Annotated in this window: 16 protein-coding genes; 4 read left to right on the top strand and 12 right to left on the bottom strand. The window is 40.3% G+C overall.

All coding sequences use genetic code 11. The features are described 5' to 3' along the window. Positions 1 to 89: 89 nt before the first annotated feature. From AACM45_RS06480 to AACM45_RS06440, 9 genes are all read right to left on the bottom strand, one after another. Positions 90 to 1589, bottom strand: a complete 1500-nt coding sequence (locus AACM45_RS06480; RefSeq protein ID WP_339141517.1) for a serine hydrolase domain-containing protein — start codon at positions 1587 to 1589, stop codon at positions 90 to 92. Between the two features lie 274 nt (positions 1590 to 1863). Next, positions 1864 to 2586, bottom strand: coding sequence for a DUF2971 domain-containing protein (locus AACM45_RS06475; RefSeq protein WP_339141516.1), 723 nt, complete (start codon positions 2584 to 2586; stop codon positions 1864 to 1866). A gap of 122 nt (positions 2587 to 2708) precedes the next feature. Then, positions 2709 to 2894: a hypothetical protein gene (locus AACM45_RS06470; protein WP_339141514.1), complete on the bottom strand. Its 186-nt coding sequence runs from the start codon at positions 2892 to 2894 to the stop codon at positions 2709 to 2711. Positions 2895 to 2900: 6 nt separating this feature from the next. Next, a complete protein-coding gene (locus AACM45_RS06465; RefSeq protein ID WP_339141512.1) occupies positions 2901 to 3431 on the bottom strand; it encodes a DUF4145 domain-containing protein in 531 nt (176 codons plus the stop codon). 191 nt (positions 3432 to 3622) lie between these two features. Beyond that, a complete protein-coding gene (locus AACM45_RS06460) occupies positions 3623 to 4477 on the bottom strand; it encodes a thymidylate synthase (protein WP_339141510.1) in 855 nt (284 codons plus the stop codon). Between the two features lie 159 nt (positions 4478 to 4636). Next, a complete protein-coding gene (locus tag AACM45_RS06455; protein WP_339141508.1) occupies positions 4637 to 6088 on the bottom strand; it encodes a NupC/NupG family nucleoside CNT transporter in 1452 nt (483 codons plus the stop codon). A gap of 9 nt (positions 6089 to 6097) precedes the next feature. Beyond that, positions 6098 to 6724, bottom strand: coding sequence for a bifunctional nuclease family protein (locus AACM45_RS06450; protein WP_339141506.1), 627 nt, complete (start codon positions 6722 to 6724; stop codon positions 6098 to 6100). Positions 6725 to 6817: 93 nt separating this feature from the next. Beyond that, positions 6818 to 7786 (bottom strand): electron transfer flavoprotein subunit alpha/FixB family protein, encoded by a 969-nt coding sequence (locus tag AACM45_RS06445; RefSeq protein WP_339141505.1) that lies wholly within the window; start codon positions 7784 to 7786, stop codon positions 6818 to 6820. Between the two features lie 53 nt (positions 7787 to 7839). Further along, positions 7840 to 8586 carry an electron transfer flavoprotein subunit beta/FixA family protein gene (locus AACM45_RS06440; protein WP_339141503.1) on the bottom strand — a complete coding sequence of 249 codons (747 nt, stop codon included), beginning with the start codon at positions 8584 to 8586 and terminating at the stop codon, positions 7840 to 7842. Positions 8587 to 8757: 171 nt separating this feature from the next. On the opposite strand from AACM45_RS06440, the gene AACM45_RS06435 reads away from it, so the two are divergent. From AACM45_RS06435 to AACM45_RS06420, 4 genes are all read left to right on the top strand, one after another. After that, positions 8758 to 9738 carry a pyruvate dehydrogenase complex E1 component subunit beta gene (locus AACM45_RS06435; protein ID WP_339141502.1) on the top strand — a complete coding sequence of 327 codons (981 nt, stop codon included), beginning with the start codon at positions 8758 to 8760 and terminating at the stop codon, positions 9736 to 9738. A gap of 157 nt (positions 9739 to 9895) precedes the next feature. Next, positions 9896 to 12391, top strand: a complete 2496-nt coding sequence (locus AACM45_RS06430; RefSeq protein ID WP_339141501.1) for a DUF5686 and carboxypeptidase-like regulatory domain-containing protein — start codon at positions 9896 to 9898, stop codon at positions 12389 to 12391. 89 nt (positions 12392 to 12480) lie between these two features. Further along, on the top strand, positions 12481 to 13008 hold the full coding sequence (locus AACM45_RS06425) for an inorganic diphosphatase (protein ID WP_339141500.1): 528 nt from the start codon (positions 12481 to 12483) through the stop codon (positions 13006 to 13008). A gap of 118 nt (positions 13009 to 13126) precedes the next feature. Further along, a complete protein-coding gene (locus AACM45_RS06420; RefSeq protein ID WP_339141499.1) occupies positions 13127 to 15505 on the top strand; it encodes a sodium-translocating pyrophosphatase in 2379 nt (792 codons plus the stop codon). A 96-nt stretch (positions 15506 to 15601) separates the two neighbouring features. Here the strand turns inward: AACM45_RS06420 and AACM45_RS06415 are convergent, their stop codons facing one another. From AACM45_RS06415 to AACM45_RS06405, 3 genes are all read right to left on the bottom strand, one after another. Next, on the bottom strand, positions 15602 to 16228 hold the full coding sequence (locus tag AACM45_RS06415) for a hypothetical protein (protein ID WP_339141498.1): 627 nt from the start codon (positions 16226 to 16228) through the stop codon (positions 15602 to 15604). 18 nt (positions 16229 to 16246) lie between these two features. After that, positions 16247 to 16951: an energy transducer TonB gene (locus tag AACM45_RS06410; protein WP_339141497.1), complete on the bottom strand. Its 705-nt coding sequence runs from the start codon at positions 16949 to 16951 to the stop codon at positions 16247 to 16249. A 152-nt stretch (positions 16952 to 17103) separates the two neighbouring features. Continuing rightward, positions 17104 to 17718, bottom strand: a complete 615-nt coding sequence (locus AACM45_RS06405; RefSeq protein ID WP_339141496.1) for a deoxynucleoside kinase — start codon at positions 17716 to 17718, stop codon at positions 17104 to 17106. Positions 17719 to 17856: the final 138 nt, after the last annotated feature.

The raw sequence follows: 17856 nt of genomic DNA, 5'->3' as shown, positions 1-17856 counted from the left end.
TGATTAATTGTTTGAGGCCTGGACGTGCGTTCGGGCTTTTTTATGTAACTAGTTGATTTTCTATATAAATAACTAGAAGAACAATTAACTCAATTACTTAGACCTATTAAGGATTCAATATGAGTTGCAATCGTATTACTAAATATTGCTCCATAATTGCTTAATACAATAATATAGTGATCTGATTCTGGATAATAATAACAATGACTTCCTACTCCAGGGTATGTGCCTCCATGCCCAATAGATACTGTTTCTCCTTTTTGAATAATATAAAAACCATAACCATAATGCATGCTTAGATTGTCTGTCTCAAATCTTTTTGCTTGCTTTTGATGCAGTAATTCTTGGGTGTCTTTATTTACAACTCGATGCGCATTGATTGCTTTTAGGTAAGTATACAAATCTCTGGTAGTAGAGTAGATTCCTCCGAATGGACTTAAGTAATCATCCCTAGTTTGAGCTTTATGTCTTGTACCATCAATTAACTTATCATTGTCATCATAAAAAGAATAGCCAGCGGCCACATTATTATGGATATTAACTTTATTGAAATCAACAAAAGAATTCTTCATATGAAGAGGTATGAAAATGTTTTTCTCAACATATTCCGCATAAGACGTTTTACTGGTTCTCTCAATAATAACACCTAACAAAGCAAAGTTTTCATTGGAATAATCAAATTTGTTCAACACTTTAAAGTTCTTTCTTCTTCTTTCATTTAAAGAATCAATATGCTTTATCTGGGCATTTAGAAAATCATCCATACTTTTTGCACTGTCATTATCCGTATTGAATGGCCCGTAATCATCCAATTCTATGCCCGAAGTGTGTGTTAATAAATGATGAATGGTTACTTGATTGGCGATATCTTTTGGGTATTCAGGAATGAACTTACCAATAGGATCCGTATAATCTAATTTTCCTTGTTCTGCTAGTTGCGCAATAGCTATACTTGTAAATGTTTTTGTGGTTGAAGCAATATTAAAAGTGGTATTGGCATCAATTCTGGTACTTCTTTGTTTATCCCTTTGACCATAGGTTTTTTCAAATAAAATGGAGTCTCCTTTCGCCACCAAGACCGAGCCAGAAAAGTAATCTGTCTTAACTAAGTCCTCCAAGTACTTTTCTAAATAAGGCACTAACGCTACTGAAGTAATCGAGTTGCTAGTAGATGAAATGTTACCTGAAGGTAACAGGCCCCTTCCTACTGATTTACCGATAACCTTAGTATTATCCTCATTCATTCTTAGCATAATCATTACCCAACTTTTGGTGTGCTTTCCCTTAAAAAAAATACCTTGGTTATTTTCATTACTATATTCTTTGGCAATACAAAAAGGTTCTATTTCTCCGTATTCTAAGAATATGCTTTTCCAATAAACAGCAGCTTCTTTGTCGATTTTCGCATAAAATTTCTCAGTAAATGATTCTAGTTTTTGTAAGTTATTTGAATTGTAAGCAGTCACAAATTCCTTGAAAATGGGGGTTATTTCATTTTTTGGCCATTCAAATGCTGAATTGTCTTGAGCTGTTAAGGTTAAGAACGATAAACTAAATAGCAGGAAGGGTTTTAGGCTCCTAAATTTCATTTTATAAGATTTTATATTCGAAAAGAAGGACGGGAATAAATGATCAATGTTGCAAGTAGCTAGAACAATCTCGGCTAGTATGGGTAGTTGCGTGGGTTGGCATAGACTTTTGCAAGTACATACCAAATTGAAAATTTCGCTGCAATTTCCAAAGTAGGCAAGAACAGGCATTTGCCATTGCAAAATCAGGTCTGCCCTATGATGAAAATTATGAGTTGAAATTGAACTAAAAGAACCTGTTTTCTAACTCAGTTCTTTGTTATGTGCTGTTTCATTATCTATAGGTTGATTTTGAAATTACAATTTTGGTTTTTCCAAGATTATGATAACTTAAAAATTGCTCAGTCTCTTTAATCGACATTTTGCATTTAGGTCCCAATACAATTTCGCTTATTAAGTCACTATTAAATTTATTTCCAAAACAATAACTATAATAACTTATGATTTTGTTCGAGTTTATTCTAAACTCCATGCCTGAAAGACTTTTAGAGTTGTCTTTATGTGAATTGTGAGGTCCATGAAGTACAATTCTCCATTCTTTTTCCTCTTTGAAATTCGGATTTTTGAAAATTAATGCCCAATTCACTAAAGAGAGACCAAAAGCGAGCCTTAAATTGAATTTTTTGATTTCATTCTGCTCTGAATCAAATTTATCACGCATTTTATTGCATAATTCTGATATGATATTTCTTTGTGCAGAGATACCATAATTTATCTTATCAATTGGAAAAATTGCATTGTCATTGGGATGCGTTTTCAACGTTAAATTCTTAGTTCTAAAACCAATAGATACTCCTGATCCATCATGCGAATATGCTCGCCATTGGCTTAGGAGGTCCTTACTTGCGGACAAGCAGAAAATAAAACAAGGATTTCTATTTAATTCATAAATTTCCAAGGAATTATCTACTAATTTTTTGTACTTCGGATCTTTAAAAAAATCATGGATTATGTCAAAATGTTGTTCGACCCATGTATTTTCTCTTGAATCGTTCATTTGACCACTATTGGATAGCCAAATTGACTTGGACTTGATTATATTGAAGAAACTATCAATTGAGCAATAGTGATATAATTTTGAAGGTTCTTTTTCCATGCAAATTGCACATAACGGTCCGGCTATGGCAAGTAGGGCAGGCAAGGAAACTTTTCGTTTCCGTCTGGTCTGCGAGCCAGAGCTTTTTGTTTTGTAATTATCTTTTCTTTTTTAATTGCCAAATCCAAAAGATTTGGCGGACTTTGTAAATGAGCGCTAGCCTTTAAATTAAACACTTTTGCCCTATTTGCTATAGGTATTGTTGCCATCAGTTTTTATTTATTCCGACGTTTTTTTAATTCCTGATATTGATTTACCAAATGATATAGATAAGTAATTAAAGCTTCAAAAAAATCCAGAGAGTCTTTTGCGTCTTCTTGTCCCACTGAGAGGTCGTGAGAGTGAGCTCCATCATTGCCAATTAACCTCAATTCATTAGCCCAATCAAAAAGGGTATTTTCCAAAATTCCTTTCGAATTCAGGTTTTCAAGTCTTGATACAAGCTTGCCTTTCTTTTCTCCTTTATCAATACAAATCGCTTCAATTCCCTTTCGGCACATGATTGCACATGCATCATATGCATTGGCCCGATAACATTTTATTGCTTCTTGGTACGGGTTAATTACAATTTTTGGGCAATTCTTGGCAAAAGGTTTTTCTCTGTCCGGAAAAAATTGTGTTTCGTTTGTTAAATATGAATTTCCATCAATGATTTGGTAATCATGCTCTTTTAAAAAAGGATTTCCACAGTTCAAGCATTTGCTTAGTAGAATTTCAGTAGAATGACCATGTAGTTCCTCATTCATTACTTGGTCTTTGGTATAATGAAATTCTATTTGCGATTCGACAACCGAATTGCAAGTCGGACAGAAATTTAATTCCTTCTCTATTTCTCCATTTGTACTCATTTGCAAAATTGGTGGCAACTTGTTTATATACGTGTAAAATACATCTATATACACCTAAAATAGAAATAAAACCGATGAAAAGGACTACTTTATACCGCTACAACCCCTTTGATATGCGGATGTGGGTTATAGTCAACCAAGGTAAAATCGTCAAAGGTAAAATCGAAGATGCTTTTTACTTCAGGGTTCAGTACCATCTTGGGTAAAGGCCTTGGTTCCCGTGATAATTGCAGCGCTACCTGTTCCATATGGTTGTTGTAGATATGGGCATCGCCAAAAGTATGGATAAAATCCCCGGGGTCATACCCACAGACCTGTGCCATCATTAAAGTAAACAAGGCATACGAGGCAATATTAAAAGGTACACCCAGAAAAATATCGGCGCTTCTTTGATAAAGTTGTAATGATAAGCGCGGTCGCGCGTTAACTCCCCCTTGGGGGGTCGGGGGACTTACATAAAACTGAAAAAAGGCATGGCAGGGAGGTAGTGCCGCTTTGCCATTGGCAACATTTTCTGAAAAGGAGACCGAAGTGTCGGGTAAGACACTGGGGTTCCAAGCAGAGACCAACATTCTTCTGCTATTGGGGTTGGTCTTTAGCGTATGGATGACCTCTTTGATTTGGTCGATTTCCTCACTGTTCCAATTACGCCATTGGTGGCCGTACACAGGACCCAAATCCCCATTTTCATCGGCCCATTCATTCCAGATACGGACCCCATTTTCTTGAAGGTAGCCCACATTGGTATCTCCCTTCAAAAACCAAAGTAGCTCGTGAACAATGGATTTCAAATGTAGCTTTTTGGTAGTGACCATCGGGAAACCTTTTGAAAGATCAAAACGCATTTGGTACCCAAAAACACTTTTGGTTCCCGTACCGGTTCGATCCCCTTTTTGATTGCCATGCTCTAAAACATGTTGGAGTAAGTCGTGGTATTGTTTCATAGGCCCCTCTTCCGTCTCCCCAAAGGGGAGAAACTTTTTTAACTATGCTAAAATAAGTGGAATCAAAATATTTACTTTAGAAAAACAATTTTGGTTATAAACCATTTATCAACCATTTCGAGTCCCCGCTCCTTTGGGGAGGGGATTTAGGGGAGGGGCCTATCCCAAAATCATCCCCGCAATAGTCGCAGAAAGTAGTGAGGCCAATGAACCGCCTAGTACGGCTTTCATGCCGAATTCCGATAGGGTCTTGCGCTGGCCGGGGGCCAAGGAGCCAATACCGCCGATTTGAATTCCGATAGAGGCGAAGTTTGCAAATCCGCAAAGCATATAGGTGGCCATGATGACCGATTTGTTATAAGTCAAATGTGCGGCACTGGCCATATTTTTTAATTCTGCCAATTGAATATACCCTACGAACTCACTGGCGGCCAATTTGATTCCCAATAGTTGCCCCATAAGCATGACGTCTTCATTGGCAACGCCGATAAGCCACATCAAAGGGGCGAAAATGGTTCCTAAAATGGCCTCTAGGGAGAATTTGTCGTATGGCGAATTGGCTGCGATCCAGTTATTGAGCGATGTCCAATCCCCAATACCGCCCAAGATCCCATTAATCATGGCGATAAAGGCAACAAATACCAAGAGCATGGCACCTACATTAACGGCCAGTTTAAGCCCTTCGGTGGTTCCATTCGCAATGGCATCCAAAAGATTGGCTCCGATACGATCTTGTGATACTTTGACGTCGGTATTGATAACTTCGGTCTGCGGATATAATATTTTTGAGATGATAATAGCTCCCGGTGCGGCCATTACTGATGCTGCCAACAAATGTTTTGCGAATACCAATCGAAGCACGGGGTCTTCGCCGCCTAAAAAACCGATATATGCCGCTAAGACTGCTCCTGCCACGGTGGCCATTCCGCCAATCATGACCAAGAGAATCTCTGATCTGTTCATTTTTTCAAGGTAGGCCTTGATAAGCAAGGGAGCTTCGGTCTGCCCTAAAAAGATATTGCCGGCAATAGATAGGCTTTCCGCACCTGAAATGCCCAAAGATTTGGTCAATAACCAGGCCAACCATCTGACTACTTTTTGAATAATACCTAAATAAAACAATACGGAGGTCAATGCCGAGAAAAATATGATGGTAGGCAGTACTTGAAAGGCAAAAATATAACCGAAAGTATTTATGTCGACCACGAGGCCTTCAAACAGAAATTGACTACCGGCCCTAGTGAAATCAAGAATATTCACAAAAATTTGACCGACAGCTTCAAAAATGGTTTGAACGAAGGGTACTTTTAAAACACCAATGGCGATGATGATCTGAATGCCAAGACCAATCCCTACGGTTTTCCAGTTGATTGCTTTTCTATTTGAACTAAACAAAAACGCGATCAGTAGCAATACTGCCATGCCCAAGGCACCACGCCATAAAGTATTTAGCGTAAAGCCTTGATTCGCTACCAACGCATCGGTACTTTCAAGTGCTTCCGCGACCTGTATAACGGTTTCAATTGTAGCTGCTATCGTAGGTTGCTGTGCAGAAATTTGGAGGGTTACAAAGGCTAACAAGACAAGAATCCAAATTCTGGGAGGCTTCATAAAAAAGGGTTACTTACGTTTGGATATTTCGTCTCGAAGTTTGGCCGCTTTCTCATAATCCTCGCTTGCCACCGCTTTGTCCAATTCTTTATGGAGCTCTTCTAAAGTCATTTCACGATACCCATCTCCTGCCCCGGAATCAATTTCAACGGTTTCACTTTCTTGTAAGATCTCATCAACAACAATACTGTCATCACTTTCCTCATCTTTATCCTTGGTGGAAAATTTCAAGAAAATACCAGCTTTATCAAGAATGGTCTTATAGGTGAAAATAGGTGCATTGAAACGTAAGGCCAATGCAATGGCATCGCTTGTTCTGGCATCAATAATTTCTTCAACGCCCTTGCGCTCGCAGATAACGCTAGAATAAAAGACGCCATCCACCAATTTATGTATAATAACCTGTTTTACAACAATACCAAAGCGATCCGAGAAATTTTTGAACAGATCATGGGTAAGTGGTCTAGGGGGCTTTATTTCCTTTTCCAAGGCTATAGCAATGGACTGAGCCTCAAAAGCCCCAATAACTATGGGCAGCTTTCGATCCCCTTCCACTTCATTCAAAATGAGGGCATAGGCCCCATTTTGTGTCTGACTGTATGAAATCCCCTTTATCTTTAAACGCACTAAACTCATAGAATTCTTCGCTAAAAAACAAAAAAGGCTGTTCAAATAAGCGCATTGACTTGAATCTGAACAGCCGCTTTTAAGAAGGCAAATTAACAAAATTTAAGCGTTCTGGGCTTTAAATTCCTTTAATTTTTGAATGAGTTCGGGTACTACTTCAAAAGCGTCACCAACGATACCGTAATCGGCGGCCTTAAAGAACGGGGCCTCAGGGTCGTTGTTAATGACTACTTTGGTTTTTGATGCACTTACCCCGGCCAAATGTTGTATGGCCCCAGAGATACCGATAGCAATATAAAGGTTACTGGCAACGGGTTTACCGGTTTGGCCAACGTGTTCACCATGGGGTCTCCAACCTAAATCGGAAACGGGCTTCGAGCATGCCGTGGCAGCACCTAAGACGTCTGCCAACTCTTCTACCATTCCCCAATTTTCAGGTCCTTTAAGACCTCGGCCAGCAGAGACGACCACATCCGCATCTGCGATGGTCGCTTTACCTACGACCTTATCTACCTCGATGGACTTCGTTCCGAAATCGGCATCATTGATGGTGGGTGTAAATTCTTCAACAGCGGCATCGGTATTATTTTCCACGATTCCGAAGGCATTGTTCGACACCCCGACTATCTTGATTTCAGAACTGATTTCGGTATGTGCGAAACCTTTGTTGCTAAAGGCCGTGCGTTTCACCACAAAGGGAGTAGTGCTTTCAGGTGCGGCAACCACATTAGGTACGTACCCCGCATTTAATTTAGCGGCCAAAATGCCACTTAAAAACTTACTGTCCGCACTGGAACTCAGTATAACAACCTTGGCATCTTCTGCTTGTGCGGCCTGCGCTATGGTAGAAGCGTAGGCCTTTGCATTGAACGCACCAAGGTTATCATGATTGACTTGAAGTACCTTCGCGGCACCGTAATTCCCTAAGTTACTGCCATCATTGGCATTAATGCTGATTGCAGTGACCGATGTTCCCATTTGTTTTGCAACTTCATAGGCATATGAGACCGCTTCAAAGGCATTTTTCTTGAAATTGCCTTTATCTGATTCCGTATATACTAAAACTGACATAATATTTTATTTAAAAGTTGAGTGCTAAAAACAGCGCTACGATTTGGGTTTTCTTAAATGACCTTGGCTTCGTTATGCAATAGATCGACCAATTCATTGATATTGCCGGCATCGACCAATTTTACAGGACCTTTGGCCGCTGGTTTCTCGAACTTTTGATCCGCGGTTGGCATTGGTGCATCAATGGGTTCGACAACGTTAAGTGCCTTTTTACGGGCCATCATGATACCTCGCATATTCGGAATTCGAAGATCGCTCTCTTCGACCAAACCCTTTTGGCCACCGATTACTAAAGGTAGTGATGTACTTATCGCTTCTTTTCCGCCATCGATTTCACGTACCGCCTTAGCTTCGGTTCCCTCAATTTCCAATGAAATACAGGTGTTCACAAAATTCATATCCAACAAGGTGGCCAAAATGCCGGGTACCATACCTCCATTGTAATCAATGGATTCACGACCCGCTATGACCAAATCATAACCACCGTTTTTTACCACCTCGGCCAATTGCCTGGCTACATAAAATCCATCGGTGGGTGCGGCATTGATGCGTATGGCCTCATCGGCACCGATGGCCAATGCTTTTCTTATGGTAGGTTCGGTTTGCACGCCCCCAACGGTGACCACATGTACGGCAGCACCTTGTTTTTCTTTGAACCACATAGCTCGTGTCAGTCCGAATTCATCATTCGGATTAATGACAAATTGCACACCGTTCGTATCGAATTTGGTATCACCTTCGGTAAAGTTGATTTTTGAAGTAGTATCGGGCACATTGCTGATGCAAACTAGAATCTTCATATCGCTTTTGATTTTGTTCGCCAAAGATAGCTATAAAATCATAAATTTACTATGCATGCATAGTAAATTTTTCTGGTTTTTTTGAAAATTATCCACTTTGGATTCCTTTAATATTTGCTATTTTTGCTTTCGCTTTTGCTAGGATAAATTCAATATATACATCCAATTGATATGAAGACACTACAATTCAGGGAGGCCATTTGCGAGGCAATGTCAGAAGAGATGAGAACTGATGATTCCATTTATTTAATGGGGGAAGAGGTTGCGGAATACAATGGTGCTTACAAGGCTTCAAAAGGCATGTTGGACGAGTTTGGTCCTGAGCGCGTAGTTGACACCCCAATTTCTGAACTGGGTTTTGCTGGTATAGGTGTGGGTTCTGCCATGTTGGGCAATCGGCCGATCATTGAATTTATGACGTTCAACTTCTCTTTGGTCGGTATCGACCAAATCATTAATAATGCGGCCAAGATTCGTCAGATGTCGGGTGGTCAATTCGCCTGCCCCATAGTTTTTAGGGGCCCTACGGCCTCTGCTGGGCAATTGGCGGCAACACACTCGCAGGCCTTTGAGAGCTGGTATGCCAACTGTCCTGGATTAAAAGTGGTGGTACCGTCAAATCCTGCAGATGCAAAAGGCTTGTTGAAATCGGCGATTCGAGATGATGATCCCGTTATTTTTATGGAATCTGAGCAAATGTATGGTGATAAAGGGGAGGTGCCCGAGGGGGAATATACCATTCCACTTGGGGTGGCAGATATCAAAAGGGAAGGTTTTGATGTAACGATCGTTTCTTTTGGTAAAATAATCAAAGAAGCCTACAAGGCTGCTGAAGTTCTCGCCGAAGACAATATCAGTTGTGAGGTCATCGACTTGCGTACCGTTCGTCCTATGGATATTGATGCCATCATTAATTCCGTCAAAAAGACCAATCGATTGGTGATTTTAGAAGAAGCGTGGCCTTTTGGTAATGTGGCCACTGAGATTATTTATCATGTACAGGATAAGGCCTTTGACTATTTAGATGCGCCGATAGTAAAAATAAATACCGCGGATACACCAGCGCCATACTCGCCAGTACTTTTGGCAGAGTGGTTGCCAAATAGTGATGATGTGATCAAGGCTGTTAAGAAAGTGTTATATAAAGAATAGCGTAGCTTTTGTAAGTTATATTAGCCTCGTCGACCAATGTTGACGGGGCTTTATTTTTAAAGGAATAGTTTTTGATAAGAGATTACATTAAAACCAAAAAAACCAAAGTCGTAAGAAGATAGCATCGATTGCCAAGCCTTATGACCCGTATCAAAACATGAAAAAATTCCTTTTTCTTCTTTCTTTTTTATGGATTTCCGGAATGGTGGCACAGACGAAAATCGGTGGCATTGTCAAAGATGGGTCTGGGAACCCCGTTTCTTTCGCCAATATCATTTTCAAGAATTCTTCAGAGGGTACCATTACCAATGACAATGGACGATTTTATTTTGAATCCGAGAACAACTACAATACTATCGTCGTTTCCTTTATTGGATATGATACCAAGGAAATTGCACTTCAAGGCAAGGTGAACTACAATTTAGAGATTGTTTTAGAGGAATCCACCGAACAATTGGACGAAGTAGTCGTGTACACGGGTAAGCAGTCCAAGAAAAACAATCCCGCCATTGACATCCTTAAAAAAATATGGGCCAAAAAAAGGGAAAACGGGGTTCGTAAATTCAAGAGCTATCAATACGATAAATACGAAAAGGTAGAGTTTGACTTGAATACCATTGACAGTAATTTGATTAAAAGTCGGCTTTTCAAAGGATTGGAATTTATTTTTGATGATTTGGATACTTCTAGAATTACCGGTAAGACCTATCTGCCCATATTTTTGAACGAGGTATCTTCTAAGGTGTATGGAGATAATCGATTTAAATTGGAAAAAGAGGATGTCTTAGGAAATAAGAATTCAGGTTTTGGGGGTAACCAGGCCATAACCGCTTTTGTTGAAGACCTGTATTCCGATTATGACATCTATGACAACTACTTAAAGTTCTTTTCTAAAAGTTTCACAAGCCCACTGTCAAAAACTGGTGTCGATACCTACAATTATGTATTGTCGGATAGTACTTATATTGATAATAAATGGTGTTATAACATTATTTATTATCCGAGAAGAAAGAACGAACTCACGTTCAAAGGTGATTTCTGGGTGAACGATACCACTTTCGCCATTAAAAAAATCAATTTAGAGGTTGCCAAAAGTGCCAACATCAACTGGGTCAAGGAGATTTATATCGAACAAGACTTTGAGGTGGTCAATGATTCGGTCTTTTTGCTCAAACGCGACTATATGCTCAGTGATTTCGCTTTTTCAAAAAAAGAAAAATCGAGGGGTGTTTATGGTAAGAGAACTACGGTATATGACCATTACAAATTTGATCTAGATCGCCCGAAGGATTTTTATGAGTCGGAAACAGACCCCTACGACCCGAGGGTTTTTGAACGGGATAGTGTGTTCTGGCGAAACGCCCGCCTAGAAAGCTTGAATGAAGACGAATCGGGCATTTTTAAATTGTTGGATACCCTGAGAACAGTACCCAAGTTCAATACCTTTTATAATGTAGTCAGTATTCTCAATTCTGGCTATGTTGAGGTAGACAAGTGGAACCTCGATATTGGGGATATTTACAGCACTTTTGGGTTTAACGATGCAGAAGGTATTCGCATACGCGGCGGTGCACGAACCTATTTTGGCCAAAATGATACGTGGCGTTTAGAAGGTTACCTGGCCTATGGGTTTGAAGATAAAAAGGTAAAACATGGACTATCGGGCAAATTTCTGTTGGATAGAAAATCACGCTTGATAGTCTCAGGCGGAAACCGAAGGGATATTGAACAGCTTGGGATAAGCCTCACTGCTACCAACGATGTACTTGGTCGAAGTATTGCCTCTTCGGCATTGGTCTCGGTGGGTAATAATAATCGGTTGACCAATATTAATCTTTCAGTTTTGGGTTTTGATATCGAACCCGTAAGAAACTTTAGGATAAACTTTGGGGGATCGTTCAGGGAATTGAGCTCCGCTTTGCCACAAGATTTCAGTTTAGATTATATAGACCCTACTTCACCAACGGGAATCTCGTCGGAGATTCGGCAATTTGATATCAACACCACATTGATTTACACACCTGGTAAGAGAACCATCGGCTACGGTGTGGAACGTATCAATGTCAATAGTAATCACAGCACCTTACTTTTAAACTATACGAAAGGACTCCAAGGGTTTTTACAAAGTGATTTTGATTACGAACGTTTACAGTTTTCCTATAGACAGCCCTGGCAACTGGGCGGTTTTGGTCGCTTGACCAGTACTGTGGAACTGGGTAGGACCTTTGGTGAAGTACCGTTGGGGTTGTTAAGTGTTATTCCAGGTAACCAAACCTTGTTCTCATTATACAACACTTTTCCGAATCTTGATTTTTACGAATTTGTGACCGATACCTATGCTACGGTACATTTGGAGCATAATTTCAACGGACGTATTTTTTCAAGAATACCCTTCTTACGAAAATTGAACCTACGTGAAATAATTGGTTTACGTGCGGCATGGGGCCAAATCTCAGACGAGAATATCGCCTTGAGCTCCCCAACCAATATTCCATTGCAAGCACCTGACCAAGAGCCGTATTGGGAGTATTCTCTGGGTATTGGGAACATTTTCAAGATCTTTAGGATAGATTTCAATTTTAGGGGTAATTATCTAGATGCTCCAGAGGCCAGGCCTTTTGGGGTGACCGGTACTTTTGGTTTTAGTTTTTAATCAGTAACTTTAATTGAACTCTTGATACTATGTTAACATTCAAACCGTTAGCTAAGGGTATTTTTGCGCGATAATTTAAAAATGGTTTTATGAGTGTTGAAGAAGTTACCTCTTTTGATGTTTTGATAGAAATTCCCAAAGGAAGTAGAAATAAATATGAATACGATTTTGCCCTACACAAGATCCGCTTTGATAGAACCTTGTTTTCATCCATGATGTATCCGGGTGATTATGGTTTTGTTCCAGAGACCTTGGCATTGGATAAAGATCCCTTGGATGTTTTGGTCATGGGTACCGAACCGACCTATCCCATGGTGGTCATGGAAGTCAAACCAATAGGGGTTTTTCATATGACCGATGAGAAAGGACCTGATGAGAAGATCATATGTGTGCCGATCAGTGATCCAATTTGGAGTAAACGAAACGATATCAGTGATATCAATCCACATCGTTTAAAGGAAATCGAACATTTTTTTCAAGTGTATAAAGATTTAGAGAAGAAAAAAGTCGATACCGGGGGATGGGGCAATGCTGAAGAAGCAAAGAAGATTTATGTAGAATGTGTAAAACGCTATGAAGAAAGTGATCACAAGAAAAAGCGCACATTCGTAATATAACAAGGTGAAAACAGTAAAATTTTAAGCATTCCGCAATTTATGGGATGCTTTTTTTATTTAGTGGCTATTTTACTACATTTGCTGCCACTTAAAAAAACCTTATAAACAACTAATAATTATGGAATTGATCGTAAAGTTTTTGCCTGCATTTGGTGTTTTGGCGCTATTATACGTTTTCATTAAAAGCGGATGGGTCTCAAAACAGGAAGTTGGCGATGCTAAAATGGCACGAATTGCCAAAAATATTGCTGATGGGGCAATGTCTTTCTTGAAGGCAGAATATAAGATACTGAGCATTTTTGTCGCTGCGGTAGCAGTACTATTGTTTTTCAAAGGTAGTAATGAGACAGGTTCAAACGGAATGGTAGCCGTATCGTTCATCGTAGGTGCCATTTGTTCCGCTTTGGCCGGTTTTATCGGTATGAAAGTAGCGACAAAAGCAAACGTTAGAACAACACAGGCGGCCAGAACTTCATTGGGTAAGGCACTTGAGGTTGCTTTTGCCGGTGGTGCCGTTATGGGCCTCGGTGTTGTCGGTCTTGGTGTTTTAGGGCTAAGCGGACTTTTCATGGTATATAGTGGACAAGGTTGGGAACTTGGTGAGGTATTGAACGTACTATCCGGTTTTTCTTTGGGTGCTTCTTCCATTGCACTTTTTGCACGTGTAGGTGGAGGAATCTATACCAAAGCTGCTGACGTAGGTGCCGACCTTGTGGGTAAGGTTGAAGCGGGTATCCCTGAGGACCACCCATTAAACCCTGCAACCATTGCGGATAATGTTGGTGACAATGTTGGTGATGTTGCCGGTATGGGGGCTGACCTTTTTGAATCGTATGTTGGTTCCATCATAGGTACCATGGTATTAGGTGCTGCCTTTACGCAGATTCCTGCTTTTGCAGGTTCATTTGATGGGCTTGGTGCCGTATACCTTCCCTTGGTATTGGCCGCAGTAGGTATTTTGATGTCCATCATCGGTACCTTCTTTGTAAAAGTGAAAGATGGTGGTAATCCACAGACGGCATTGAACATTGGTGAATTTGGTTCTGCCGGATTAATGTTGGTGGCCTGTTATTTCATCATAACGAACATGTTGCCAGAAAGCTGGACGTTCAACGGTGTTGAATACGGCTCTATGGGGGTGTTCATTGCGGTACTTGCGGGTCTGGTAGCTGGTTTGGCCGTTGGTAAGGTAACCGAATATTATACAGGTACCGGTACAAAACCGGTCAATGCTATTGTCCGTCAGTCTGAAACTGGGGCGGCCACTAATATCATTTCAGGTTTGGGTGTGGGTATGATGTCCACAATGTTCCCTATTATCCTGATTGCCGCTGCTATCTTGGTTTCGCACCATTTTGCGGGGCTATACGGTATTGCGATTGCAGCTGTGGGAATGTTGGCAAATACAGGAATCCAATTGGCAGTGGATGCTTATGGACCTATCTCTGATAATGCTGGTGGTATTGCCGAAATGGCTGAATTGCCAAGTGAGGTTCGGGAACGTACCGATAAATTGGATGCTGTTGGTAACACAACCGCCGCTATCGGTAAAGGTTTCGCAATTGCTTCTGCCGCATTAACGGCATTGGCCTTATTTGCTGCATTCATGCAAACTGCAAATGTAACCGCAATTGACGTTTCTAAACCTACGGTAATGGCCGGTTTATTGGTTGGGGGTATGCTTCCTTTCGTATTCTCTGCATTGTCTATGAACGCCGTTGGCCGTGCTGCCATGGCCATGATTGAGGAAGTGCGTCGTCAGTTTAGGGATATTCCACAATTGAAAGCGGCGTTAGAAGTGATGCGTGCCGTGGATTCTGATATGTCTAAAGCTACTGAAGCACAACGTAAGACTTTTGATGAAGCGGATGGTGTTGCCGAATATGATAAATGTGTTGCCATTTCAACACAGGCCTCTATTAAAGAGATGGTATTGCCTGGCCTATTGGCCATTGCAGTACCCGTAGCGGTAGGATTTATCGGTGGTGCTGAAATGTTGGGTGGTCTTTTGGCCGGGGTAACCACATGTGGTGTACTGATGGCGATTTTTCAGTCAAATGCCGGTGGTGCTTGGGATAATGCCAAGAAAACGATTGAAAGTGATGGCCGTAAAGGTTCTGATGCACACAAGGCCGCTGTTGTTGGTGATACCGTTGGAGATCCATTTAAAGACACTTCAGGACCTTCATTGAACATCTTGTTGAAATTGATGTCCGTTGTGGCATTGGTTATTGCGCCAAGTATTGCGATCAGTGCAGATAAGATGATGGCTTACAATGATGAAAAAGTGGCCACTGAGGTTGTTGAAAAACAAATGGAACAACAAATCCGTGTTGAAATGAGCAATATGGAAGACGGTTCCTTTAAAGCTATCGTAACTTCCACTGCTACGGTAAACGGCGAAGTAACCGAGACGGTAAAGGAATTTACAGGAGCAACCAAAGAAGAAGTAAAAGCTCAAGTAGAGGCTTACAATAGTTCGATTACTATTGAATAAGTTTGGTTAGACCTTCCAGATCAACATCTGGAAGGTCCTTCAACCAACCAACCAAAACCTGTAACTATACGTTACAGGTTTTTTGTTTTACAAACTTTAATTACTGTAGGGGTCCATGATGCCTTGTGGTTGATACCCTTCCTCTTTTTTTAGCTGACTTTTATTAAAACTCCCGGCAAATTCATTCGAATAAAGGACCATATTTTTATCGGTCAACAACTCAAATCTGAATTTTGCCGCAATCTTTCCGGTTAAACATGGCGCACTTAAATCCCAATAGCTATCAGGTTTGATAAAGACCGAATGATAACTATTTCCACACCAGCTGCTCGGCAGGTATTCGACGTCTTGCCATTTATTATTATAGTACACCTGTCGTTTGAGATAAATTCGGCTATCCTGGGCAGGCAGCTCCATAATGGAATCAGATGTATTGATTATAAATACTTTAAAACCTTGAACTTTTTGGTTTAAAGCAACTAAAGAGTCGGTTTTGGCAATAATATTAAGAGTACCTTTTCTTGCCAATTTTGTTATTGAGGAATTTGCATTTTTAGGAATATTTTTATCCGCGTAGAATCCACCTAAAGCCAAAGAATCTTTTTGAGCGGTACCAACGTAAAAATATCCCCTCAATTTATATGGAGTGTTCATACATTGTTGACCAAACATCGAGAAACTGGTTACCAATAGAATTACTGAAATACGTAATAATTCTTTCATGTCACTATGGTTTGATAGTTACTGCAATTGAAAATTGATGGGAATGCTAAAAGGTACTTTAACGGCTCTATCCCGTTGCTTGCCCGGTTGCATTTTGGGGAGTTTTGAAATAATACGGGCCGCCTCATTTTCTAGTATTCGATGAGGTCCACGCATTTTTAAACTTCCGACGCTTCCATCGGTCTGTACCGTAAACTGTAAGTATACTTTGCCTTGTAAACCCATATTAACGGCATTTTCTGGATACCTGAAGTTTTTACGGATGTGTTGTTGCATCATTTCTTGAAAACAGGTTCGCTTATCATCGGAACTTTCGCAACCCGGAAAGATAGGTACTTCTTCAATAGTGACCCAGGTAACTTCGGGTTCGATTTCTTCTTCTACAAAATCGAAGGTTTGTGGTTCCATTACTTCGGTGTCTTGGTCAATCTCATTAGATTCAATAACATCTTCCACAATATTTTCATCATCCTCTTTAATATCGAAATCTACGGGAACCTGAATCTTCGGTGGCGGTGGTGGTGGCGTGTTGAAGGTGATGGGCGGGATTTCAGGTTCAAGTTCATCAGGTCGATTCAATTGCCCGGTATAGGTGTTATCGGGTTCAAAAGTCTTCCATTCCAAAGCGGTATAAATCAGGGCCAGAACCAATACCATTCCCATAACGAAATAGAGTCCGCTTTGCTTTTCGAGTTTAAGATGTTCTTTCTTTTTAGCTTCCATCGTATCAAATTTTGTAGTTATACAATGAAAGTAGCTTGGAATTCAAGCATCAAAAAGTAAGATTGAGTGAATATAGGGTTTGAATGAGGGAAATATAATTTTAGAAACTAAAAACCTAATATCTAATAACGTAGCGTTCTTGTATCTAAAATTTAAAACAACCCATGTAATTCCGCATCAATTTTATTGATGACCTCGCCCAAATCTTCGGGTTCATCCACAAAGTTGATATCATCTACGTCAATAACAAGAAGCTTTCCTTTTTCATAGGTATTGACCCAAGCTTCATAACGCTCGTTCAAACGGCTGAGGTAATCAATAGAGATACTATTTTCATACTCGCGACCGCGCTTGTGTATTTGATTAACGAGGTTGGGAATGGAACTTCTTAGGTAAATCAAAAGGTCTGGGGGTTGTACCAAACTCTCCATCAATTCGAATAGGCTTTTATAATTTTCAAAGTCCCGATTGGTCATCAAGCCCATGGCATGTAAGTTTGGTGCGAAGATATGGGCATCCTCATAAATGGTGCGATCTTGAATCACCTTTTTGCCACCCTCACGTATTTTAAGGATTTGACGATACCTACTGTTCAAAAAATAGATTTGCAGGTTAAAGCTCCAACGTTCCATTTGGGTATAAAAGTCATCCAAATAGGGGTTGTCGACCACATCTTCAAAATGGGCTTCCCATTTGTAATGCTTTGAAAGTAAGGTGGTCAACGTGGTTTTTCCTGCTCCAATATTTCCAGCGACAGCAATATGCATGGTGGCGTGTTTTAGACTATTTCAGTTAAAAGTAGTATCGCGCAATATACAAAGTATATAGGGTTTAAAAGAAAAAATCATATTGAAATCCCGCTCCGGTAATTTTTGATTTTCAAAGTTTTGATTTCCTATTCAAAT

Source organism: Croceitalea sp. MTPC5, from assembly GCF_036985505.1.
Taxonomy (GTDB): Bacteria; Bacteroidota; Bacteroidia; order Flavobacteriales; family Flavobacteriaceae; genus Croceitalea.
This window is presented reverse-complemented; position numbering and strand designations above follow the sequence as displayed.